The organism is Brevundimonas sp. ALps5 (assembly GCF_058681645.1).
The window spans coordinates 1,829,710-1,853,292 of record NZ_CM178744.1 but is presented as its reverse complement, the minus strand read 5'-3'; the positions used below and the strand labels follow the sequence as shown (position 1 = coordinate 1,853,292).

At 65.2% G+C, this 23,583-nt stretch carries 22 protein-coding genes; 9 read left to right on the top strand and 13 right to left on the bottom strand.

Annotated features, from left to right (window positions below):
- Positions 1 to 14: 14 nt before the first annotated feature.
- Together ACW172_RS08955 and ACW172_RS08950 are read right to left on the bottom strand one after the other, a co-directional pair.
- Positions 15 to 527, bottom strand: coding sequence for an RNA polymerase sigma factor (locus tag ACW172_RS08955; RefSeq protein WP_492034749.1), 513 nt, complete (start codon positions 525 to 527; stop codon positions 15 to 17).
- A 414-nt stretch (positions 528 to 941) separates the two neighbouring features.
- Positions 942 to 1,730, bottom strand: coding sequence for a DUF5677 domain-containing protein (locus ACW172_RS08950; protein ID WP_201098228.1), 789 nt, complete (start codon positions 1,728 to 1,730; stop codon positions 942 to 944).
- 352 nt (positions 1,731 to 2,082) lie between these two features.
- Between ACW172_RS08950 and ACW172_RS08945 the strand changes: the two genes are divergently transcribed.
- Together ACW172_RS08945 and ACW172_RS08940 are read left to right on the top strand one after the other, a co-directional pair.
- Entirely contained in the window at positions 2,083 to 3,003 is a 921-nt protein-coding gene (locus tag ACW172_RS08945; RefSeq protein WP_077354143.1) for a HEPN domain-containing protein, read from the top strand.
- A 196-nt stretch (positions 3,004 to 3,199) separates the two neighbouring features.
- Positions 3,200 to 5,329, top strand: coding sequence for a CHAT domain-containing protein (locus tag ACW172_RS08940; RefSeq protein ID WP_492034748.1), 2,130 nt, complete (start codon positions 3,200 to 3,202; stop codon positions 5,327 to 5,329).
- Positions 5,330 to 5,385: 56 nt separating this feature from the next.
- On the opposite strand, the gene ACW172_RS08935 is transcribed toward ACW172_RS08940, so the two are convergent.
- Positions 5,386 to 6,621, bottom strand: coding sequence for a DUF3363 domain-containing protein (locus ACW172_RS08935; RefSeq protein ID WP_492034747.1), 1,236 nt, complete (start codon positions 6,619 to 6,621; stop codon positions 5,386 to 5,388).
- 331 nt (positions 6,622 to 6,952) lie between these two features.
- Entirely contained in the window at positions 6,953 to 7,870 is a 918-nt protein-coding gene (locus ACW172_RS08930; protein WP_492034746.1) for a DUF2493 domain-containing protein, read from the bottom strand.
- 500 nt (positions 7,871 to 8,370) lie between these two features.
- Between ACW172_RS08930 and ACW172_RS08925 the strand changes: the two genes are divergently transcribed.
- Complete coding sequence (locus ACW172_RS08925; RefSeq protein ID WP_183197690.1) at positions 8,371 to 8,745, top strand: YkvA family protein; 375 nt, start codon at positions 8,371 to 8,373, stop codon at positions 8,743 to 8,745.
- Between the two features lie 174 nt (positions 8,746 to 8,919).
- On the opposite strand, the gene ACW172_RS08920 is transcribed toward ACW172_RS08925, so the two are convergent.
- The 4 genes from ACW172_RS08920 to ACW172_RS08905 form a co-directional block, all read right to left on the bottom strand.
- A complete protein-coding gene (locus tag ACW172_RS08920) occupies positions 8,920 to 9,063 on the bottom strand; it encodes a hypothetical protein (protein ID WP_183197688.1) in 144 nt (47 codons plus the stop codon).
- Between the two features lie 198 nt (positions 9,064 to 9,261).
- Positions 9,262 to 9,726, bottom strand: a complete 465-nt coding sequence (locus ACW172_RS08915) for a GcrA family cell cycle regulator (protein ID WP_183197687.1) — start codon at positions 9,724 to 9,726, stop codon at positions 9,262 to 9,264.
- A gap of 119 nt (positions 9,727 to 9,845) precedes the next feature.
- Complete coding sequence (locus tag ACW172_RS08910) at positions 9,846 to 10,274, bottom strand: single-stranded DNA-binding protein (RefSeq protein ID WP_183197685.1); 429 nt, start codon at positions 10,272 to 10,274, stop codon at positions 9,846 to 9,848.
- A 33-nt stretch (positions 10,275 to 10,307) separates the two neighbouring features.
- On the bottom strand, positions 10,308 to 10,664 hold the full coding sequence (locus tag ACW172_RS08905; protein ID WP_183197683.1) for a single-stranded DNA-binding protein: 357 nt from the start codon (positions 10,662 to 10,664) through the stop codon (positions 10,308 to 10,310).
- A 201-nt stretch (positions 10,665 to 10,865) separates the two neighbouring features.
- Between ACW172_RS08905 and ACW172_RS08900 the strand changes: the two genes are divergently transcribed.
- A complete protein-coding gene (locus tag ACW172_RS08900; RefSeq protein ID WP_183197681.1) occupies positions 10,866 to 11,246 on the top strand; it encodes a hypothetical protein in 381 nt (126 codons plus the stop codon).
- 7 nt (positions 11,247 to 11,253) lie between these two features.
- On the opposite strand, the gene ACW172_RS08895 is transcribed toward ACW172_RS08900, so the two are convergent.
- From ACW172_RS08895 to radC, 5 genes are all read right to left on the bottom strand, one after another.
- Positions 11,254 to 11,478 (bottom strand): hypothetical protein, encoded by a 225-nt coding sequence (locus ACW172_RS08895; RefSeq protein WP_183197679.1) that lies wholly within the window; start codon positions 11,476 to 11,478, stop codon positions 11,254 to 11,256.
- A gap of 68 nt (positions 11,479 to 11,546) precedes the next feature.
- Positions 11,547 to 15,809, bottom strand: coding sequence for a strawberry notch-like NTP hydrolase domain-containing protein (locus ACW172_RS08890; RefSeq protein ID WP_492034745.1), 4,263 nt, complete (start codon positions 15,807 to 15,809; stop codon positions 11,547 to 11,549).
- 167 nt (positions 15,810 to 15,976) lie between these two features.
- Positions 15,977 to 18,082 carry a ParB/RepB/Spo0J family partition protein gene (locus ACW172_RS08885; protein ID WP_183197676.1) on the bottom strand — a complete coding sequence of 702 codons (2,106 nt, stop codon included), beginning with the start codon at positions 18,080 to 18,082 and terminating at the stop codon, positions 15,977 to 15,979.
- A gap of 51 nt (positions 18,083 to 18,133) precedes the next feature.
- Positions 18,134 to 19,039 carry a toprim domain-containing protein gene (locus tag ACW172_RS08880; RefSeq protein WP_183197674.1) on the bottom strand — a complete coding sequence of 302 codons (906 nt, stop codon included), beginning with the start codon at positions 19,037 to 19,039 and terminating at the stop codon, positions 18,134 to 18,136.
- 7 nt (positions 19,040 to 19,046) lie between these two features.
- Positions 19,047 to 19,736, bottom strand: a complete 690-nt coding sequence (radC, locus tag ACW172_RS08875) for a RadC family protein (protein WP_183197673.1) — start codon at positions 19,734 to 19,736, stop codon at positions 19,047 to 19,049.
- 107 nt (positions 19,737 to 19,843) lie between these two features.
- Here radC and ACW172_RS08870 point away from each other — a divergent pair, with 107 nt between their 5' ends.
- The 5 genes from ACW172_RS08870 (at position 19,844) to ACW172_RS08850 (ending at position 23,487) form a co-directional block, all read left to right on the top strand.
- The gene (locus ACW172_RS08870; RefSeq protein ID WP_444571804.1) at positions 19,844 to 20,266 is read left to right on the top strand and encodes a nuclease; all 423 of its coding nucleotides are present in this window, start codon (positions 19,844 to 19,846) and stop codon (positions 20,264 to 20,266) included.
- A gap of 391 nt (positions 20,267 to 20,657) precedes the next feature.
- A complete protein-coding gene (locus ACW172_RS08865; protein ID WP_492034744.1) occupies positions 20,658 to 21,092 on the top strand; it encodes an SMEK domain-containing protein in 435 nt (144 codons plus the stop codon).
- Positions 21,092 to 21,676 (top strand): hypothetical protein, encoded by a 585-nt coding sequence (locus ACW172_RS08860; RefSeq protein ID WP_492034743.1) that lies wholly within the window; start codon positions 21,092 to 21,094, stop codon positions 21,674 to 21,676. The genes ACW172_RS08865 and ACW172_RS08860 overlap by 1 nt, the downstream gene beginning before the upstream one ends.
- Positions 21,677 to 22,060: 384 nt before the next feature.
- The gene (locus tag ACW172_RS08855; RefSeq protein ID WP_183197669.1) at positions 22,061 to 22,429 is read left to right on the top strand and encodes a PepSY domain-containing protein; all 369 of its coding nucleotides are present in this window, start codon (positions 22,061 to 22,063) and stop codon (positions 22,427 to 22,429) included.
- 269 nt (positions 22,430 to 22,698) lie between these two features.
- A complete protein-coding gene (locus ACW172_RS08850) occupies positions 22,699 to 23,487 on the top strand; it encodes a COG4705 family protein (RefSeq protein WP_292227051.1) in 789 nt (262 codons plus the stop codon).
- Positions 23,488 to 23,583: the final 96 nt, after the last annotated feature.

The window sequence follows — 23,583 nt, the reverse complement described above, 5'->3', positions numbered from 1 at the left end:
ATACGCCCCATTCCCTAGCGCCGAAGCTCTGCGGCGCATTGAGCCAAGGCCTTGGTCATGCGCCATTCGACGGTCTTCGGACTGATGTCCAGTTGCTCGGCGATCTGGTTGTTCGTCAAACCGCCAAATCTGGATAACACAAAGACATCCCGGAGAGGTTGTGGCAAGGCGAGCACGATTTCCTGAATCTGCACCGCCGCGTTCTGGGTCGGCTCCAGGGCCATTGTTCCCAACGGAGCGGCGCTGTCGAGTATCTGCCGCCGGCGCCGATGCTGACGATCCCCGCTGAGACCGATGTTGAAGGCGACCTTCAACAGGAATGCCCGGGGGTGACGGATGTCCAGATCCGCCTCGATCGCTGCCACTCGTAGCCAGATTTCCTGGACCAGATCCTCAGTGTCCGAACCGAACCGACCACGCAGTCGCGCCGTCAGCCATTGGGAATAGCGACGATAGAAGGCTTCCAGTCGGGCGTGCCGGCGGGACCGGCCGCTGTTCTCGTCTCCCACGGTCTTGGCTTCCGACACGCAACCGCCTCCATCCAGATGAAGGGGCGCTGAGAGTCGCACATGGAAATACCTGCGCCCGTGAGGGGTCGTCGGACGACGTTATCTACGCGTCCGGACAGGACGGCGGACAGCTCGAAACCGTCGTCGTCATGATCAGCTAGAATGTCGCAGGGGATTCCACGCCCCTATCGGCCAAGGCCGACCCCGGAATCGTGGCTGATTTGATTTGGGTCCGCAAGACCCGGAAAGGTGGAAAGGGGCGGGCGTTGGAACCTTGCGACACAAGGCCCGGAAATTTGAGAGAGAGTCCGGCCGCTACTGGCTCGCGCCAGCCCCTGCGGCCATTGGACATGCGCCTATAGACCGGCACGCGCCTCCAATCGTATCGCAACGGCACGAGATTTGAAACTCGAGGTCCGGCAGGTTTCCGGATCACCCGAAAACTTCACACGCTGCATCCGCCTCCCGCATGCCGGCCGTGACAGCCGACAGCGTAGGGTGACCGCTGTAATCGAAATCGCCCAGATGAAGGAGCGACAGACGTCTCAGTGCAGCGGCGGCGGTCGCGATACCGACGGAGGCGATCTGCTTTTGCGCGTCATTGGGATAGAAGTAGTCCACCCGATGATCGTCCATGCGGAAGAAGCTCATCGGGGCCGCGTGGAGGTGGGCTGAGAAGTACCCGTAGAGCGCAGTGAAAACATCAGGATTCCAGCCCGCAAGGGCTGCAGACTTGCGCATGCCGCCGATGAAGATCGTTTCGCCGGACACGAGGCGTTTCTGTTGTTCACCATCGAAGCCCGCGAAAGCCGGATGTGACCTAATTTCCATAATCAGGTCTTCACGACCCGCCTTCAGGTCGGCGGTGCCTGCGCATGCGGGCCAGGCGCGAAGCAGCTTGATCCTGGAGACCGTGTCGTGAAGTCGCAGCACGGCGTACCGGAAGGCCCAGTCCTCCTCGGTCACCTGTTCGACCAGGTAGGCGTACGTCGAGAGGCATTCGATGATCATGCGCGCCAATCCCAGAATGGCGGAATGATCGAACATGTTGGAGCGGCAGACGAACCCGATCGACCGACCGTGGGCGCAGGCTTTGGCATGCACCATAGACGCCAATTCGCGGGCGCGGTCCGTCGCCGACCCACTCAAGGCCATGGAGACATCGTTCGAAAACCCGCTGACGTGGATGAGCTCTTCCAGCGCCTCATCCACGGGCGTCACGGGCGCGGATACCCCATCGCGGGCTCCGAGGGCCCGTCGCCGCCGGCGCAGTTTCCTGTTGGGGTTCACCGGCGGGCGCCCGGCTTTGCTCGCAACCTCGTCGCAGCTCCCGCAAGCGGGGAATGGGGCGCGGGCATTGGAATCCTCCGACAAAGAGGCGCGCTGATTGAAGGGCGGCCGCATCCTAACGCCTGCCGAAGCACGCGTTCCCCGGACCGAAGACCGACCTCTATTCACGTCTACCCGCTGAGCTTCACTCTGGCAGATTCCCCGTCCCGCGAAAACGTCCAAGACAACACGCAAGCCGTGCTTTTCCTTGCCGACTGCCCGCCAATCAGAGAGACTCTGACTGATGAAGAAACCTCTGAGGTCATTGACGCCTGCGAAACGCCGGGAGCTGGACCACGCCGTGGCCATCCTGCGGGAAGAGTTCGCTGTCGCGACCTCGACGCGCAAGGCGCCGCGCCTGCGCGACGGACGCATCCTCAAGATCATCCTGTTCGGCAGCTACGCGCGCGGCGACTGGGTTCATGACCCCGTCGGCAGATACTTCTCGGATTTCGATTTGCTGGTCGTCGTCGATCACGAGGACCTGACGGACTTCGAATTCTGGGAGAAGGCCGAAAAGCGGCTGCTGGCCGACGTCACCTCGGGGCAAATGCTGCGAACGCCAGTCAGCGTCATCGTCCACAGTCTGGATGATGTGAACTACAAGCTGGAACACGGCCGGTCTTTCTTCATCGACATCGTACGGGACGGCGTGACCCTGCTGAACACGCCGTCTGTCAGCTTCATCGAGCCTACCCCGCTCTCGCCTGAAACGGCTCTGCAGGAGGCGGAAGACACCTACGCGGAAGCGACCGAAAGCGCCGACGAGTTCATTGAGACAGCAGCTTTCACTCGCGGCCGGGGATTCACTCGTAAGACTGCCTTTCTCCTGCACCAGGCGACCGAGACTCTTTACGCCGGACTACTACTTGTCCTGACCGGCTACTCCCCGAAATCCCACAAACTGACGAACCTGCGTCGGCTAACGGAGCCGCTTGTGGCTGGCTTGGCGGACGCCTGGCCCCACGAAACTAAGCTTCAGCGGCGCAGCTTCGAACTCCTTCGCGCCGCCTATGTGAAGGGTCGATATTCGAAGCATTTCAAGATCACCGACGAAGAGCTGGCATATCTTGTTGAACGGATCGGGATTCTGCGAGGCCTGATCGATGCGGCGTGCCAGAAACGGCTAGCCGACCTGCGTGATCAGGCCGGTCAATCCGTCTGACCAAACAGCCCACCGGGTGCGGGCATTCACCGCAATCCGGTCAACCATAAATGCCTCGCCTCCCATGCGGCGCATGCAACGCGCTAATCAACCAGACACGGGGCTGCCTATGTTCTCGTCCGTCGCAACCGGTGAGAGTGAACCCATCACGCCGTCAGCGAGCGGGTGGTGACGCCCAACGAACCGAGGGAAACCAATGACCTTGCGCGATAGCTTTCCGACGACCTCAGCGGCTTATCCGGGTCTCGCCAACTGGGATGCCGAGTTCGAGTGGAAAGGCGTGGCACCGGTGGCGGTAGCTGGCTTTTTCCGGGACGCTATCGAACAAGCTCAAGGAGCCGATCGACAACCGTTCTTCGACCTGGCCGAAACCATCCGCGGCGATCTGACCGCCGAGACCCGACGCATCGGCGACGACGAGGGCGCTGTCTGGTTGGACGCCATGCGGTTCATAATTTCGATCCCCGCCATCATGACGACGGTCGCGATGGGAGCGCATGGCGATTGCTACAACTGGCTCCACTGGTCCGCCAGCCGAACCCACAACGTCAACCTGCGGGCCAACAAAGGCAACTATCGCCTGCCGCCGTATGACGGCGTCGCCAGGCCAATGAATGCCGCCTGTCTTCGTAACCTGACCGACTGGATCACTGCCGCCTTCATGATCGCCAGAAAATTCGGCGGCATGGACGACTGGTGCGACCAGATCGCCGATTACTGCATCGCTCACGTCTTGGACGAGATCGTGGCCGGAGATGTCGTGCGAGGCGTTCCTGCGATCGTCACTATCGCCAACTGGGCGACCAATCGCGGGCACAAATGCGCAGAGCCCTTGGTCAGCAGCATGGCGGAAATCTATGGCCGTCCCGGCATAGACGACCGCTCCAAGGCCACGATGGCCGTGTTGTTCACGACGGCTGCCGCTCAATGGACGCCTCAAACGCATCAGGAGTGGGCCAAGGAAGCACTCCGCGACCTGCGCCATGTCCTCGTCGAACACGAGGTCGTCCAACTTTTGGCGGTCACCATCGATGACTACGAGGATTGGACCGCCGCTCGGGTCCAGATACTCGGTGAAGTCCGGAAACTTGCGGACGATTACAGGGCGCTTGAGAGCGGCCCTGTGGCAATCCTTGCCCTGGAAGCTCGCGTCGCCATTATCCACCCGTTGATCTTCAGTCTGACCGATTTCGGGACGGTCGCGGACATCATGGATTTGTTGTGGGCCTGGTACGGGGTCGACGGGATGGAGCAGGCCAGTGCCGATGTCCTTTACATCGGCTCAGCACACAAGAACGGCGTTGCTTATCTCTGGCCTGGCGGCCGGCATCTGATTGAAGGGGATGAAGGCGGCGAGAGCCTGGAAGGCCTCCTAGCGGGCCTATCGACTGCCCTGAATGAATATTTCCGCGGCCCGGCGGGTGACCGCGCGCTGCTTCTGGACGAGCGTATGCTCGGCGCGCCGGCTCATGACAAAGCGCCGGAGCTCACGGCAGCGATCGCGCGCCATTATCGCTTCGACGAGCTGGCGCCTCATCTGCCTGAACGATGGCGCCCGCGATCGGTGGTCGTCATGCCCGCTCATCGTGACCCGGTACAGGCGACGCTTTCGAATATTCTCGGCTGGCTGGCACCCATGGAAGCGAGCCTTGCCGCTCCGCTTCAGGACAGGACCACCCGATGCGTCAGTATCTGGCCGGGCGAAACCCAGACAACGGAGGCCGAGGTTAGTTTCATCCGGGCTGTGGGTCTGCACGCCGGCTGGGAGATCAAGGTTGTCGGAGCGCCCTTGGACCAGCGTGCGTTCCAGGCATTCTATGAAGATCCAGATGCCGACCTCCTGTGGATCATCGGACACGGCGAACAGTCACCCTTCCGGCAAAGTGAAAGTGGACTGGTGCTGGCTGACGGAACTGTGCTGACATCAACCGAGATCGCGGCTTACGCGCGTCCTGAAACCGGCCGGCGTCTTCTGGTGCTGAATATCTGCAGCGCAACGGCGACCCAGAACCGGGGCGGACTAGCTCGCATCGGCTTTGGACACGAGCTTACCACCGCGGATCAGAGCGTCATCGGGCATCTCTGGCCGATCGACTACTATGCCGCGCTTGCCTTCGGCTGTTCACTGTCTCTCGATCTCGCGGGATCCTCCGTCGCCGAAGCCTTGGCCTCAACGATGGCGCGGATGCAGCAGCCCGAGCGATTGATCCGGGACTTCGAAACGGTTGATGCGACGCAGGAAGCGATCAGTCGCCTTCGGAGCGAACGTGCTGCCGAGCAGATCAGCAATCTTTTGTCTTGGGGTAGCCCTGTCCTTTTGACCTAAACGGTCAGTGAAGGGGTGGAGCCTCCCGACGCTCTGAACTCCCGAGGCGCCAGGCCTCAGCGGCTAAGATCTTCGCCTCGCCCCTTTGCGATCTGCGCCAGTCCGTTGCCGACGGGCTCGAGTGATACTGTTTTTCCGACCTCAGTGGGCTTGCCTGGCCGGAGCCGTGCGTAATGCTCGATGCCCGATCCGTCGCGCACGACCGCCCAGGGCGAAGCCCCTGCCTCATCATGAAACCCGGTCTCCACAACCACCCCTCGTACACTGTCCTTACCGAGAACCCGTACATCCCTCGCGCCCTCTAGCCGACGCTGATTGAGGGTGCGGATGATGTCGCGCCGCACCTGCAGTGTGCGCAGCTTCTTCTCCATCTCGCCGTCGAGCCGATACCGCCGCCCGGACCGCGTCGCGAGCCCAAGCTGTTCCAGATGTCTCAGCCGGCCCCGTGTCAGCGCCGCCCAAGCGTCGGTCGATCCGACCCCGTCATAGACCATCCCGTGCTTGTCCGTCTCGGCGATCAGCCGCCGGTCGAAACCGGTGAAGCGATCCGCCTCCGTCTCCTTCCAGATGCGTCGTTCGGCATCGACCCGTGACAGATCGCCAAGCCGCTCCTGCGCCACTTCCTGCGCCCGCGCGCGGAATCCATAACCAATGTAATCGCGGGGAATGACGAGATCCCGGCCATCTTCGCGGCGGCCCCGAACGAGCACATGGGCATGGGGTTGATCGGTGTCGAAATGGCAGGTCGCCACCCACTTCAGATTGGGTTCTCCGAGGTCCGCGGAGACGCGTCCCATGACCTCGCGGACATAGGATTTCATGTCGAGCCGTTCGCCGTGCTCAGGCGAGATGATGAAGCGGAAATGATGCCTGTCCTGGCTCCAGCCATCGGTCTCGACGCCGGGCTGAACGCCATCGGCACTGCGATCGAAAAACTCCGGCCGCTCACCCTCGACGCCGGCGCCCGGCCGTCCGAGATAAGACACATGTTTGGCCAGTGCGGCGGCCCGGTCGGCGCCCTTGCCCATGTGTCGAGAGACCAGCGCCTTGACGATCACCTTCTGGCGAACGTCCAGCCTGAAGGCGCGGCCTGACCGGTTCTGCGCCGCCTTGAGCACCCCTGAACGATTGCCCAAAGCGAAGGCTTTGGAACTCGCCAGACGCTTGAGCATGCCGTTCTTGACGTTCATCCGCTCGGTCTTGAGGGACAACGGAAGGCCGAGGCGCACGGCGTCGGCGGTCCGGCCGGAGCCGGTGGAAACTCTGCCGTCTATCTCGTCGCGGATCAGCATTCGCAGTCCTCCAGAGCATGCAACGAAGGCTCGAAGGACGACAACTCAAGGCAAGTCGTCAATCGCACTCCAGCACGCGGCTAACTGTCGGACAGAATAAAAGAAACCGGAGCAGCCAAAAATACCCTTTTATCTTGCCCTCCGACCCTTTTTGCAGATTGTCATCCATCGAAATCACATTCCGACATATCCTATCAACAGTCATCATAGTGGGTGATCGGAAGCGAGATACACACGCTGCACAGGCCGTCGATCGGATCGAGCCGCCGGATGACAAACAAAAACCCGCCCGGCCGAAGCCGAGCGGGTCGTTGATTTCAGGCGCAGTCTCTCAGGCAGCGCGGGCCTTGATGGGCACATGCCTCAACCCGGACTCCATCGCCTTCTGTCCGAGGTTGAGCGCTGGTCCGAATGGCCGGTGATCCTCCCTCACCCCCGCCACCGAATGGACCAGGGTGAGGCAGACCTCCGGCTCGAGCGCGATAAGTTCATCGTTCGCCCGGAAGGGAGCCGCCTTGCCGTGGGTGTCGAAATCCGCGCGGGCGAGGATCAGCTTCACCCCCTTCTGCTGGGCCCATTTGATCGCGAGTTTCTCGGAGCCCTTCGCCCCGGTCGTCGCCAGAGCCATGTCCGGCCATTCCTGCTTCGCCCAGTTCAGGGCGTCGAAGATCCGACCGGCATCCTCCGCGCTGTCCGCCGTCGGCGCGCCCCGGAAAGCGACCACCGGACCGCCCGGATCCGCCTCTCCCGACTTCCGGTTCCGGATCGCACGGATCGCCTGTTTGGCTTCGAGCTGGGCGGCCGTCAGATGCGTGCCGCGCCGCGATCCCCGCCAGGCCGTCCAGACCTCCCCGGTCGCGACCGTCCAGGTTTCGGAGGCCGCGTCCCGGATCAGTTCGCAGGCCTGCGTCGCCGCATCGCCTGCTCGAGCCTTCGCCGTGGCTTCCTGGAGTTCGACGTCCGCAGCCTCCGATCCGTCGAAGTCCCGGTCGAGCGATCGCATCGTATCGCGCGCCCGGTCCGCATCGCGTTCGATCCGCCCTGCCGCCGAATGGAAGGCGCCGATCAGGGCCTCTCCCAGGATGGTCTGGAAATCCTCCAGCGCCGTGTCGGAGATGACGTCGATCAGCTCGGTCATGAGTGCGCGCCCGAGCTGTACCAGGGCGTCTTCCGTCGGAAGCGAACCGCTCTCATCCAGAGAGGCGGACAGGTTGGCCAAGGCGGAGGAGGCAGTGTTGAAGTGGGTCATTTGATCATTCCTTGAGATGAAGAAATGTCGAGCGCCCCATGCGCAACGACCCCGGTTTTCGCCACAGCGGGGTCCCCGGCAGTCACCGGAGCGGAGGGCCGCTTCCCCTCCGCGGAGGGGATAAGGCGAAGCCGTTGACTTCCGGGGTGCTGTGACAAAATCGGAGGGCGTTGTGTGGGGGCAAGTCGTCGTCGCCCCTTCGCGACGACGACACCATTCGGCGCCGCCGCGCCGATTCGGACGAACGGACATCGATCTTCCTGTCCGTCGACGTCGGCGGGCCGACGGCGCCGTCCCGCTCACGGATGCCTGCGGGCGCCGCAGGCAGTAGGTCAAACTGAGCTCCCAAGGGCCAGCTTTATTGCCCAACGCTCATGCGCAAGGTCGGAGATCAAGGCGACGTCTGCCCAACGCAATAACGAGCTCTGCTCCTGGCGCATGAGCCAACGACCGACTTCGACCCGTTGCATGCATCCGATAGTCCCGGCACAACCCAAGGCATGCTGACGCGGATCAAGTCATGGGCCAGAGACTTGAAGCGCGATGTTGTTGCTCTCTGGATCGCTGCGCGAAGTCCGCGCACGCCGATGGCTGCGAAGCTGGTGGCCGGCGCGGTCGCTGCCTACGCTTTGAGCCCTATTGACCTGATCCCTGACTTTATCCCGGTGCTCGGTTATCTCGACGACCTTTTGATTGTGCCGTTGGGGATTGCGCTCGCGGTTCGATTGATACCCGCCGCCTTGATGGTCGAGTTTCGGGCGGAAGCGGTTGCACTGGCAAAGCCGATCAACCGGCCCATGGCTATGGCGATAGTCGTCCTGTGGATCGTCGCGTGTCTAACCGCTGCGGCTTGGTGCTGGAGCAAGTTGCGCTAAACACTCCTTGGCGACTTCAAGAATGTCCACTTACGGATCCGTCGAAACAACGCTGATCACGATCGCTTGCAGAGCCCAAAAATCTGATCTCCCTAACCACCTGCGCCAGAACCTAGGGCGAAGAGATGCCGACACGGGTGGTGACAAGAAGATTTAGCCTATTACTGGTTCACTTCAGCCAGTCAGCCGCCAGCCACTCAGAAACGCCTCCATGGCGACCTGAACGGGACTGCTGATGTCGCGATTGCCGGCCTTCATTTCGGCCATGCGGGCCTCAAGCTTGTTCGGCGTGCCGCCCAGCCGAAGCGCGCGCGCCATGGTCAGCGGATCCCAGCCCAGAATTTGACGGCGACTTTCAACTCAGCGGCCGGAGCATCCATCGAGACCTCGTGCTGCCAGAGGCCGAACAGCGGGCGGCTCGATCTTGGCGGCCCGGAGAAAAGAGAAACGGCGACCTTGCGGAGGCCGCCGTTCAGATCGTCATGTCTCAAGACTGCAGCAAGGAGGTGGCGGGTCTCAGTTCAGCCGCGCCAGCCGATCGATGGTGCGGGGAGTGTCCGCCGCCGGCCGATAGGCGATGGCGGCATGCAAGGCACAAAAGGCTCCGCGCGTGACCGGCTGACCGCACAGACTGAAGTCAGCGGCTCCGGGCTCACCGAAAGGCCAACGGCACTGGCAGCGACGCACCGAGAGGACTGTGACCAGGCCATGCTCAGTCGCGGCTACGGGGCGAGCGTCGATCGGCCGGGCCGCCAGGGACCCGGTTGGTGCGAGGCGTGGCGGCTTCGGACCGGTGCCAGGGCGTTTGGGTGGGCGGCCGGGACGGCCCGCCGACAGACCCATGCGATGGACCTTGCCGAGCACGGCGCTGCGCGTGATGCCATTGGCGAGATCGAGGGCGATCTGTTCGGCGGTCTGGCCCGCGAGCCAGAGTGTCTTCAGACGACCGATGCGTTCATCGGTCCAGGCAGAGGCGGTCATGGGAAGCTCCGAGGCTGACGAGCCCGATCGGCTCGCCTTGCGCCGCCCTGCCTTTTCCTCCCGCCACAAAAGGAAAGCGGCCCGACGCTCGCGCATCGGACCGCCCTCATTTCCCGCCCCTAGAACGGGATATCGTCGTTCAGGTCGTAGCCGCTGGCCGGCTCGTGGACCTGGCGGCCTGAGGCGCCCTCGTCCTCGACGGCGGGCTCGGAAGCTTCGCGCCGGTTCTTCAGGCGGATATCCCCGACGATCACTCGCATGTCGTAGTGTTCGACACCGTCCTTGCCGGTCCAGGTGTCGTTTTCAACGTGACCCTGGATCACTACGCGGCTGCCCTTTCTGGCGAACGGGCCGATGTATTTCTCGGCCGTCGCCTCGTTGAAGCAGATGCAGTTGAAGCCGGTAGTGCGCTCTCCAGGCGTCCCGTCGGCCTTGCGGAAGCGGGTTGTCTCGAGCACTCGGAAGCTCGCCCGCTTCTTGCCCGTGCCTTGCGCGGCGAGGACGGAAGGGTTGGCGGTCAGATAGCCTTCGATGATCACGGTTTGCATGTCAGTCTCCTGAGAATTGAATGTTGAGATGGATCAGGCAGCGGCGCGGTCGGCGCTGGTGTCCTGGGTGTCGCGGTCTTCGGCCCAGTCGAGGACGGTGAGCCGGTTGACGACCAATTCCTTGGCCGTCCGCTCGGTCCCATTTTTGGCCGCGTAGGCGGTGTCGATGAAGGCGCCGATGACGACGGCCTCACATCCCTGCGCGAGGCCCCGGGCGATGACCTTTTCGTTCAGACCCTTCGACCAGCTCACGCAGTTGACGCCGACCAGCCGGTCCTTGCCGGCGGCGTCGACGCCGCGGCTCTCAAGCAGGCGAAACACCGCCTTGCCGAAGTCGTCGGTGATCTGGGGGTCGGCCGCCAGTCGGCCGGTGAACATCACGTTTTGCATGTCAGTCTCCTTGATACCGAAGCCGCCTAGGGAGCCGATCTCCCCAATCCCGCTTCGCCCGGAAACTCCCTTCCTCCCGCCCCCTCCTCCGACCGGGCCTCCGCCCGGCCGGGGCTGTCGAGGACCGACGGATGTCTGAGCATGGAGACGCCGTGTTAGACTGGTCGCCGCTTCATCGCGGACGATCCAGGGAAAGACGACATGGACGAGCAGACTCTGTCGGCGAAGGACACACGCGATCTCGAACGGATGACCAAATCCATCGTCGAGATCTGCGTGCGCAATACGGGTCTGGAGGACCTGCACGCGGGACGGTTCCCGGTGTCACACACCGGCGACTTCAGCGACGTCACCGTGCGGACGCCGGACGGCGACATCCCCTGGACCGAACTCAGCCGGATTTCCGATCCCGAAATGAAGGCGCTCATGATCGAGGTCGTCGATCGCGTCTTCACCTACATGCGCTACTCCGAGGCGCTCGCCGCGATCCCGGGTGGGCGCACGTGGGACCGACCCAAGCTGGATGAAAACCTGATGAAGACCGTGCGTCGCCGACAGGCCCAGCGCGCCGAAGAGGCGTAGGCCCGACCTAGATCCCCGCCGGAACGGAGGCGAGCCATTGCCGGAAGGCGGTAGCGTCGGCCGCAGACCCGAAATGGTAGTTGTCGCCACTGCCGTAGAACCAGCCGGGGCCGGCCCTGGCCTCGAGCCAGGCGACCATCCGCTGAGGATCGCCCGCGCCCCGGCTCGCCAGACTCAGCTGCGAGATCGGTTCCTTGGCGCGAGCCCATTCCATCGGCGTCAGTCTGTTCATCGCCAAGGCCAGGACGACTGTTCGGCGGCGCTGTCGATCCGACAGCGCCGGGTCTCCACATGAACCTGTCAGGCTGCGGCGCCGTCGAGGACCGCGCCGACGGGATGGCGACGCAACACCGCCTCGATGACTTTCGGCTGGTCGACCGGTGCGAACACCCGAGGGGTGAAGGCGATGATCTCCACGAAACAGCCCAGGGCGACCAGAGCGTCACGATCCGTCCGACCCCCGACCACCTCGATGCGCCAGCGATCCATGACCCGGGACCGCTTCAGCCACAGCCCGCCCTCCAGCGACAGCTGGACGTTGCGGTCCAGGATCGTCGCGGCTGTTCTGGCGCCATCCGCCCAGACTTCGGCGACATCGGTCAGGCCCAGGCTCGTCTTGAGGGCGCGGGCCTGGACGGCGTCCAGCACCCGACCGAGCCAACGGCGCCCGTCGGGCGCCCGCACGCGGCGGACCGAGCAGCCTCGCGCCGGCAACCGGCCCCAGATCGGCAGCAACAACCCGGTCGCGAGGGTGAGTTCGCGCGTTCGCCATGGATCGGTTCCGGCGACCTCCTCGTCCCAGACCCGACGCCAGGCCGAGCGTTCCGCAGGCTTCCACGCGGACTCCTCGAACGTCTTCTCGGCCATCGTCTGGCGGTCGTCGGGACGAACCAGCCGCACGGCGGTGATCAGCCGGTTCTCGTCCGTCGAGGTGGTCAGGCCCAGTTCAGCGATCGCGGCGCGGCCCGACTTCTCGTTTATAACCAGCCGGTGGGCGACGTCCTCCGCCCAGGTCAGGGCATCGTCCGAGACAAGGAGCTCTCGTCGGACCTTGAGCGAAAAGGTCATCAGAGCCGTCTCGGCGCCGGTGGAGACATCGGTCCGGATGACCTCCTGATCCGTGACCTCCAGTTCCTCGGCCTCGATGTCTTCCAGACCGCGATCCAGATCACCAGAAGCTGCGGCGCGCTCGAGGATGCCGGACAGGATCCGGTCGAAGTCCGCGAACAGAGCGTTCTGGTCGGCGATGCGCAGCGCCAGCAACCGGTTGAGGAAGGTGTGGATGGGCGGCAGGTTGTCGGAGGGTTTCAGGCCGCCGTCGTCATCGAGCAGCTTCAGGCTCGTCCTGGCCATGAAGGTCTCCAGCGTCATCGACGACAATTCGTCGAAGGCCAGCGCGCCGTAGAAGACCAGCAGAGCCCGGCGCGCCCAGGGGCTCTCCAGATTGTCCTCGGCCCGGAACAGCCCGGCCCCGGCGGTTCGGCGCTCGCCTCTGGTCAGGGCGCCGAGTGAGTCCAGCCGACGGGCGATCGTCGAGGTGAACCGCTTCTCGCCCTGGATGTCGGTGGTCACCGGCCGGAACAGGGGCGCGGAGGCCTGGTGGGTGCGGTGGCTACGGCCCAGACCCTGGATGGCGGCGTCGGCGCGCCAACCCGGCTCGACCAGATAGTGGACCCGCCGCTGCCGGTTCGGAACCGAGAGGTCCGAATGATAACTGCGCCCCGTTCCACCGGCGTCGGAAAAGATCAGCACCCGTTTGCGCCCCGACATGAAGGCGTCGGTCTCGGCCCGCGCCGCCGAAGCGCCGCGCCGCTCGACGACGCGACGACCGTCGCGCACCACCACCCGGCGCGACCGGCCGGTGATCTCGGCGACGGCGTCCGTGCCAAAGGCCTCAAGAAGGGCGTCGAGGACTCCGGGAACTGCGGGCAGACAAGCCATCTTCCCGATCAAGGCTTCGCGCAAGACGAGCGCCTCCTGACTGACGGCGGGCCGTCCTTCGTCCATGACCGGGACCATGGTGACAATGCCGTCGTCATCCTCGATCGCCTCCATCAGGTGGATGGGGAAGGCCTCACGGAGGTAGTCGAGGACGTATTCGCGCGGTGTCAGGTCGATCGAGAGATTGTTCCACTCCTCGGGCGGGATGGACGACAGCCTCCGCTCCATCACCGCCTCATTGGTCGAGACGATCTGGACCACGGCCGATCGGTCCGAGGCGAGGTCGTCGCGGATGGACGCAATCAGGCTGGGCGCCTTCAGCCCGGCCAAGAGGTGACCGAAGAACCGCAGCTTGGCGCCCTCGAATGCGGAGTGGACCGCAGAAGCCGCCTGGCCGCTCTTCGCCTTGCCATCATCGTCATTGAGGCCGGTCGCCTTGAGCTCCTCGGCCAGGTTGGCGTGGATCAACTGGAAAGCGTCGGCCCAGGCGTCCCAGATGCCGATGTCGTCCGGCGTCAGCGGATGAACCAGCGGGTCGTATTCGACGCCCTCGAACGACAGGCTCCGCGCCACATAGAGCCCGAGCGCCTTGAGCTCGCGCGCGACCAGTTCCATGGCCGCGACCCCGCCCCGGTCCATGGCGTCGAGGAAGTCGGCGCGGGACATGAAGGGCGCTTCCGGCCCGCCCCATAGACCCAGCCGGGCGGCATAGGCGAGGTTCTCCGCCGTGGTCGCGCCGGTCGCCGAGACATAGAGGATCCGGGCATTCGGCAGCCGGTTCTGCAGGGCCAGCCCGGCCATGCCCTGAAGCGAGGCCTTCTTCGTTCCCCGCGCGCCCTTGCCGCCCCCGGCCGCATTGGCCATGGCGTGGGCCTCGTCGAAGGCGATGACGCCGTCGAAGTCCTCCCCGAGCCAGGTGACGATCTGGTCGAGACGGGACTGCCGCCCGCCACGCGCCGGCTGGCGCATGGTCGCATAGGTCGTGAACAGGATCCCGCGATCCAGCCGGACGCCGTCGCCCTGCTTCCAGCTCGACAGCGGCACGACGTCGTGGGCGCCGCCGCCGATCGCGCCCCAGTCGCGGCGGGCGTCCTCCAGTAGGGCGTCGTTGCGCGACAGCCAGAGCGCCCTCACCCGACCCTGGCTCATGTTGTCGGCGACGATCGCCGCGATCTGGCGGCCCTTGCCGCAGCCGGTGCCGTCGCCGAGGAAGAAGCCGCGCCTAAGTTGGATCACGTCCTCCTGATCGTCGCGAACGAGGATGACCTCATGGGCGGCCTCGCCGAGACGGAACCGGCCGGGCAGGAAGGCCGCGTGGGCCTCGCCGGCGTAGATCACCGTCTCCGTCTGGGCGTCGGAAATCCGGCCCGCGTCGCGCAAGCTGGGCGGCAACACCGGCCGATACGTCGGCGCAGGTGGAGCGACGGAAGCCATTGGGCCTGACTCGACCAGGGGCGAAGGATGGGGCCGGGGATCAGGAAGGACCATCCGCGCCAGAGCATGGGCCTGATAAAGGCCAACGTCGCGGCCTTCCCCTGCCCAGGGCCGCACCTCGTAGGCCAAGGGCGTTGAGCTGGCGAGGAACGCCAGTCGGCCTGCGGGAAGCGCGAGACCTCGCTCGCGCGGGGCCAGGAAGGCTGCGGCGTCCAGCGTCAACCGTGCTCGCGGACGGGCGGTGGCGCGATCCGGGAGGCGCGCCAGGACCCGGGCGGTCGCCTCCAGATCTTCGGGCTGATGAAGAAGGCCGTCCCAGATCCCTGTCCCCCCCCGATCCATGACCAGAAGGCCGGTTTCCACCGACGTACCGTGCTTGGCGAAGGCCCGCGCCGGAAAGGCCACGGCGGCGACCATAGCGCCGTGCCGTTCCAGAGCCCGTCTCAGATCGGTGTCGGCGAGGGCGGTGAGCGGCACGATCGCCGCCATCCGTCCGCCATCGGCCAAGACCTTCAGCGACGAGATGAGATGAGCCTGAAGATCCGAGAAGGGCGGATTGCAGACCACGACGTCGAACGATCCGGCGTCCGTCAGGAGATCGGGCAAATGGCGGCCGTCGTGCCGCCGGCGCGTCGCATTGGGGAACAGCCCGTCGAGCAGCGAGGCGCGCGTGGGCGCAAACTCATTCAGCGTCAGGCTCCCTCCGCACGCTTCCGCGACTACAGCCAGCAATCCGGTCCCGGCCGAGGGCTCCAGCACGAGGTCGGCCGGCCGAACCTGCGCCGCCAGCACCGCGAGCGCTGCGAGCTGGGGTGGGGTGGAGAACTGGTCCAACGCCACCTGTTCCTCGCTGCGCCGGCTGTGGGTCAGGCCGAGCGCGGAGACTCCGGCGAGCAGCGCGGCGATCTCGGCTGGCGCATCCTCGAGCCGCGCAATCTGGGGCGCGAGACGGCGGATCTGAAGCACGGTCGCCGCCTCGATGGCGTCATAGGCGTCGCGCCAGGTCCAGCCGCCCTCGGCGTCCGACGCCCCGAAGGCGGTGGTCATGACGTCGGCCACGAGGCGTCGATCCAGCGGGCGGGAACGGGCGAGGTGGATGGCCAGGGCGCGGGCGGCCGCCAGGATGTTGGCCGTGGCGTCCCCGATCGTGGCGTCGGCGAACAGGGACAGGTTGCGGGTCTTGGACATGGGAAGGCTCCGAGCGCCTGGAGCGGAGGGCTCCTCCCTCTCGGTCCTCCAGGCTCGCTTCGCCTCGCCCTTCCTCCGTCTCCCGGCAGTTGGACCCGCGCTGATGGCGACAACAGAAAAACACCGCCCCGGCAGATCGCCGGAGCGGTGTTTGCGTAGACGCACGATCAGGCGGCGGCAGAGTCCAGAGCCGCCTCGCCCGCCGGTGTGACGGCGAAGGCGCCAGCCCCTTCGTCGTCCTCATCGACCTCACCCCCATCTTCGCCGGATGCGGGGACGACGTCCTCGTCCGCGATGTCCGGGCCGTCCGGGTCGCTATCGGCATCGACCGGAGCGGCCCAGGACAGGGCGGCCGGGGCCCATGTCCGGTTCGCGGCCTGTTCGGCGACCCAGTCGACCAGCTCGGTCTTGCGGAGCGTCTTCGCCCGCTCGTCCTCGGCCCCCATGGTCTCGAGCATCCCCGTCAGCAGGCCCTTGGAATGGGGCTGCAGGAAGGGGGCGTCGGGCGTCCAGTGCAGGGTGATGTCCGCGTGGCACAGCGCCGCCAGTTCCGCCGCCTCGGCCCGGGCGCTGCGCCGGATCGAGAAGGTCTTTTCCTCGCGAACATCGAGGCTGATGGCGGTCAGTTCCGCCAGCAGTCCCATCTTCTCGCCGTGAGCAAGCCCATGCACCCAGCTGATCACCGTCTTGCCGGACGCTTCCCAGGCCGTACGGCGATCTTCGAGCCGGCGACGCACGTCCCCGTCGAGGGTCTCAATGACCCGGCCATTGGCCGGATTGAACCCACAGGCCGTGATGGCCAGGGCTGAGTCCACGCGCCCGATGTGGGCGCGCCGGACGAGGACGGTGAACAGCCGGGCGATCAAGGCCGTCAGCGCCGCCCCGGGATCGTCGGCCAAGGCGCGGATCAGGCCGCGCGTCGCTACATCGGTCCGCACGGCGTGAAGGGCGTGGTTGACGCCATCGGTCTCCGGCTCCGGAGCCTCGACTTCCGGCGGGACATAGGCCAGTGGCGCCGAGGTCCGACGCGCGGCCTCCGGCGCGGCGTCCTCATCCTCTTCGTCGATCTCGGGTTCCTCGAGCGTGTAGCAGCGGACTTCGACGCCTGCCTCCGCGGCCGGCCACAGGACCAGCGTCGTCACGACCCGGCCCCCGCATCCAGTCTGGTCTGATGCGATCTTGGCGTGGATCATATCGACGATCGCCAGATCGGCGACGTCGGGGTGCTCGACGTCCGCCAGGGCGATTCGCGCCTTCTCTGTCCGATCGTTGAACACCTCCCGCTGCGCCCGGTAGCGCGCCATCTCTTCGGCGGGGAGTGAACCGCCATACACATAACCGAGCGCCTCAAGATCATCGGGAAGCTCTGGCTCCGGGCCAGCGGTCACGTGAACCGAGATCCCTTCGGCCTCGAACACGGCCGCGATCCCGCGTGCGCGACGGGTCCACACGGCGGTCAGAATGTCCGGGTCGAGCAGAACAGGCGGCAGTTCGCCGAACAGGTCGGTCTCGGTGCGGCCTCCGGCGTCGGCATAGGCCCGAGGATCGACCAGGGCGCAGCGGCGATCGCGCGTGGTGACCCGGCTGTCGTCGAGACGTTCGCTGACCCGCCATTCCTGGAACCCATGGCCGTCCAAGGTCATCTGGGCGAGATCCTCCTGCTCTTGGCGATCCGGCAGCCGTGCCAGCAACCGGGTCTGGCGAAGGGTGATGCGGCCCGCCTTCAGCGCCACCAGAGCGGCGGGCGCGACGCCGGACAGGACCGCCAATCGCTTGATCTCGATCTCGTCGTAACCGAGTGCCCGCGCCATGGCCGTGATCGTCAGCTTCGACTTCAGCATCCGGCCGATGGCCGCGATGACATCGGCCACGTGGACCGGAACGGCGGTGTTGGTCAGCAGCACCGCCGCCGCCTGGCGAGCCGGATCGGTCTCGACATACGTGCGGACCGGATAGTCCTCGTCGATGTCGCCGGCCTCGAGCAGGATCGCCAGGGCCAGGCGGCGCCGGCGGCCGTCGAGGGCCATGAAGGCCTGCTCCTTCTTGCCGCGGCCCGGGCGAACGGTGACGGGCTGAAGCTGTCCGGCCGCCTTCAGGGTGGCGGCCAGGGTCGGAATGTCCTCGTCCGGCGGTTCGCCATAGCGCAGGTTCTCTCGCGCGATGCCGAGATCGCCGAGACGGACGATGCGCTCCACGGGCGTGAAGATGACGGCCGGGGTCGTGGTTTCTGGAGCCGGGGTTGTGGGGGTGATGGCGGGAACGAGGGCGGTCATGAGGTCTCTCCTGCCGGGCGACGGAGTCCATCCCCGCCGCTCCGGCGCCCCTCAGCCCCCTCGCTCCTTCCTTTGCGATGCCGCCGCGACCGCGACCTCGTTCCAGTCGCCGAACGGCGGCTCGGGCCATGACACCTCTACCTCAAGACCGTCATGGACCAGGCGGCGGCGCAGCCGGGCCGCCGCAGCCTCACCGGCCTCCCCCCGGTCGGCGGCGATCAGGACCCTGCGCACGCAGGCGGGCGGGCACCAGACGGCGAGGTTGTTGGCGGCCATGAGGGCCCAGCCGGGAAGACCGAACCGGTCCATGGCCGATAGGGTCGTGACCACGCCTTCGCCGACCAGCATGTATTCGGCGGCAGGCGAGAGGCGAACGGCTGCGCCGGGGGGCACCTGACCCACGGTCTTACGAGCCAGGCGCAAGCCGGCAGCGAGCAGCCCATTGGTCTCGAGATAGGTCAGTTCGACGGCCGTCAGACGATCGTCGGCGTCGCTGATCCGGGCGATCAGAGCCGGACGCATGCGTCCGCCGGTCCGATAGACCGACAGTGGCGCGGAGGAATGTAGGCGGAGATTGGAAGCGGCGGCTCCGGCCGAGACCACGCGGCGCCGCAGATAGAGACCCGCCGGACCATGGGGGGGTCGCTCTGTCGTCGCGGTCCACAGACGCGATGCAGTCTCGATACGAAGGCGACGATCCGGCCTGGGCGCAGAGGACCGCCCACGCCCGCCGCCGGTGAGCCGGCCGGCGTCGTCGATGAAGCCTCGAACGCGAAGGTCATCCCGGGCGGCTCGCCAGTCGGCGCCGCCAAACCCGTGGACGATGACCCGATCATCGGCCAGCATCAGCGAAACCGATCGGTCCGCCGCGCTATGGCCGGGCGCGGGGATGCTGGCGCGGGAGCCCCCGGCGTAAAGGTCGCCGCCCAGGGCGGCGACGATGGCGTGAAGGGTCATGGCTACCTCAGATCAGCCCGAGCTGTTTGAAGCTCGTGGTGCCTTGGCGGCCGATGACGAGATGGTCGTGAACCTGCAGGCCGAAGACGCGTGCCGCCTCGACGATCTGCCGGGTCATTTCGATGTCGGCGCGCGAGGGCGTCGGATCGCCGGACGGATGGTTGTGGACCAGAATGAGCGCGGAGGCCGAGACCTCGAGCGCGCGCCGGATGACTTCCCTGGGGTAGACCGGCGCGTGGTCAACGGTCCCTTCTGCGAGGAATTCGTCCCGAAGGAGGACGTTCTTTCGATCCAGGTAAAGGGCGCGGAACTGCTCCCGGGGCGCGTGGGCCAACGCTGAGCGGACATAGTCCAGAAGGGATGACCAGGACGACACGACGGGACGTCGGCAAGCCTCCGACCGGGCCAGGCGAACACTCAACCGCTGCAATAATTTGAGGTCGGTGATCGTGGTCGCATTTAGTGAAGCGGCCCGGGCGAGTTCCGGCGGGTCGGCAGCGACAACGGCTGCGACCGAGCCGAAGACCTCCAGCAAAGTCTCAACGGTCCGGGGAATGTCACGCTGTGGCAAGGTGCGTGTCATCAGCAGGGAGAGTAGGGACGCGTCGTCCAGCTCCGGCTGAAGGTCTGTCGGCAGCTCAAGCGACGCCGAGAGACGATCGTAAGGCTGGGGCGTCGATGAGGGCAAGCGTCGCATCACGGGCTCCTGGACTGTTCCACCCCCGCTCGGGGCGGCCGCCTCCGCCCTTCCTTTTTCTCCGATTCACTGTTGTCGAGGTACGGCGCGGGCTTCAGGTTGGGCTCATGAAATGGCCCTTCATGCTCGCCGGCCTGCTCCTTGTCGGCCTGGTCCTCGCTCCGGCTGTCGCCCTTGCCGATCCTTGTGAAGGGCGATTGCCGGCCCGCGCCGGTGAGCCTTTCGCGGGCGTGGTCCGCTACGTCGGAGACGGCGACAGCCTTTGCCTTGGCGCAACCAATGACCCCGCGACCTGGATCGAGGTCCGGCTCTCGGACTTCGACGCTTCCGAGCTTCACAGCCCGACCGGCACGGTCGATCGCGACCGGCTCTCCAACCTCGTTCGTGGACGCAATCTGGATTGTGTGGCCGTGCGGGGCCGCAATGGTAGGGTCGTCGTCTACGATCGGGTGATAGGCGCGTGCCGGCTGAATGGCCGCCGCGTTGGAAATCTTTTGCGACAGGCTGGCGGCCGCGAAGGCGGCAACTAAGTCCCAGAAGGCAGTACGACAAGCGGATCCGCTCCGCTTGCGCGAGACGAGCGGGCGCGGAAGACGTGGTGTGGCGCTCTCTCCCCTGGGCAAGCCGGGCTGCCGATGACGCATCGGACGATGGCGTCGATCGTCGAACGGTCAGACGTAGCGCCGGGCGTCCCGCATCCGGGGGCGCTCGCTGAGATCAGGCCATCAGGCGCGATCGGTCCCGTCAGCGCCGTCACCATCAGCCCCGGCGCATGCACGTCGGCGCCACGCTTGAGCTTGGGACTCGAAGAACAGGTCAGAGCGGACCCGCGAAATTTGGTGGGGATTGGCGACAGCTTGGTCGCTGCCTACAAATCGAATTGCCGGAGCAACCCGGTCGATGGCGGCCCGGAGAAGACGAATGCTGACGCGTGGCTACCTGATCGGTCAAATCGTCGACGATCTGGCCGGCATCGCCGCCCAGGCGAGGCAGCGGGGCCGCCTGCATCTTTTCGACCTTCACATCCACGTTGAGGACTTCGCCAAGGAAGTCCTCAACCGGGTTCTCGGTCTGCACCTGACAAACCTCAACGCCGAGCGCTCCAACAACCCGGGTCTCGATCTGGGGGACCCGGCCGGCAAGTGGGCATTCCAGGTGACTGCGGATAAAACCACCGCCAAGGTCAAGGCGACACTGGAGAAGATGGACGCACTACAGCGGCTCAAATACCCCAACGTCCGGATCCTCGTCATCGGCGAGAAGCAGGGCTCCTACGAATTCACCGGCGAGCCCTTCGCAAGCGCAGGCTTCACCGCGACATGGTCTGGGACTTCAACGACGTCTGCGGGCGCTTGATGTCACTGCCGATCGACACCCTCGTCGATCTGCAGAGCTACGTCTCGAAGGAGACCCGAAGGGTCCGGATCGAACTGGAAATCCCTGATGAAGACGGGCGTTTCCCGACAGGGATCGACAACCTGGTGGAGGCTTTGCCGACGCCCCGGCTGTCAGACGCCGCCAAATTCGTAGCCTACTACGAGGCCAAGGACACGCCGATCGAGCGGGAGGAGGCGGAAGCCGTCATCGCGGAACTGAGCAAGAGGCTTGCCGTCTTGCCCCGTCTGACCCGCGAGGTCTTCAAATTCCTGGTGGAGCGACGCGATGCGAGTAAGGCTGGCTTCCACGAAGACTTCAGGATGAGCGATCCCAAGCTTCGACGCATCTACCGGGGGGACGATCTCGACGGCGATCTGGCGCTATTGTCCGAGGCACGTTTGATCGACCTGAACGATCCCGACAATCACGGTGAAGCCTATTATTGGAGCATCCGCTTCCCTGGCCGGACCCACGGGTACCACGACCTCATCGTGGACTATCTAACGGATCTCGGTATCGATCTGCGAAAGCCGTTCATCACGCTCGACTTCTCCGATTTCTAAAATCCCTGTCGCGTGGTGGAGCCGGACACCTTCCAAGGCGTCGCGCCTAGGGCTTGGAGCGACAGATGCGGGCGGCGCAACGGCGCGACCCTTGAGCTTGGTGAGGATAGCGCGGGATAGCCGAAGTCGATGACCGAGGTCGGAAAGCGCTCTCGCCAAAGAGACCCGCCGAGATACTCGCGATACAATCGATTTTCAGTTCATGGACTGGCTAGCATGCGGCTCGCCTTCCAAGCCGACTTGTTTCGAGCGGCTGCTGATCCAACTCGCCGAGGCCATCTTCCACGTCGGCGGCGCCGACAAATACAATGAAGCAGTCATCTTCCCCGAATGTTGGGCCTGTCACGGTGGCTGTGAGGCATACCGCCTCGCATCGGAGCTTCTATGAAACGGATCATCCTGACGATCGCCGTCGCCTCCCTCGCGATCGGCGGCATCGCCGTCGCCCAGACCCGCGCACCGGCCCATCACCAAGCCCGGGCTGAAGCGGAGGAAGGCGATGAGGCCGACGAAGCCGAAGACAATGCGGCCCTTGCAGCTCGCGCGAAGCTCACGCTCGTCCAAGCCCAGGACATTGCTCTGCGGGCTCGCGCGGGAGAGGTGAAAGACCATGAGTTGGAGGCCGAACGTGGCGGCAGCGGCCTTCGCTATTCTTTCGACATCCTGAGCGGCGGCAAAACCTTCGAGGTCGGTGTCGACGCCGAGACGGGCGCAGTCCTCGAGAACGCCGAAGAAGGACCCAATCCGGACTGATACAGCTGCGTGTCGCAATGTCTCGTCGCGGTCTCAATAGCGGTTGGCGTCTCCTCCGAGACGCCAACCGGTCGATCCAGTCATTGGACCCCGACCCCGCCTGAAGCGTAAGCTGAGGCGAGGTGTTTCCACCCGGTCTAGCCCTGCCGGCAGCGGTCCAAGCGGAGCGTTAAAAGCCGCCTAGGGCTTTGATCGAGAGCACCGGGGGGGGGGGGGGCGGATGCCGGGTCTAAACGCCCTGCCGACCAAGCCACTCATGAAGGCCGATAATGCAGAATCTCGACAGCAAATCAGCGATCAGCAAGGTCCCAGCCGTCACGGCCGGGTTCTGGCTGATCAAAATCCTGGCCACGACCCTGGGCGAGACCGGCGGCGACACCGTCAGCATGTCCATGAAGCTTGGATATCTTGCCGGCACCGGGATTTTTCTCACGGTGCTGGTCGCCCTGGTCTGGGCTCAGGTCAGAGCCAAACGCTTCCACCCGTTCCTCTACTGGGCGACGATCATCGCCTCCACGACGGCAGGGACGACCCTGGCGGACTTCGCCACACGGTCGCTGGGGATCGGCTACACGGGCGGTTCGGCCCTGTTACTGGCCGCTGTCCTGACTTCGCTGGCGCTCTGGCGGCTTTCGTTGGGTTCGATTTCGTCTGATCACATCGCGACCCCCAAGGCCGAGCTCTTCTACTGGATCACGATCACCCTGTCCCAGACGTTGGGCACGGCGCTCGGCGACTGGACAGCCGATACGGGCGGCCTCGGCTATGTCGGGGCGGCGGGTGTTTTCGGCGCCCTGCTGGTACTGGTCGCTGGGCTGGCCTTGTGGACCCGCGTCAATCGCGTCCTGCTCTTCTGGGCCGCCTTTATCCTCACCCGGCCGCTCGGCGCGGTGGTCGGAGATTTTCTAGACAAGCCTCTGGATCACGGTGGATTGGCATTCAGCCGCCCGTTGGCGTCAGCGGTTCTGACCGTCGCCATCCTCGCCCTCATCCTCCTCCTCCCTCAAAAGGCTGGTCGACATCCTGGGAGCGATCAGGGGCCATCGCCCCGCGCATAAATGCGCTCGCTTCGTTGCTGACGAACGTCCCGGTCGGCGTTCGCTGTCACTAAGCATGTCCTCGTGCGACGGTCGCGGAGCGGCGGCGACTGGTAC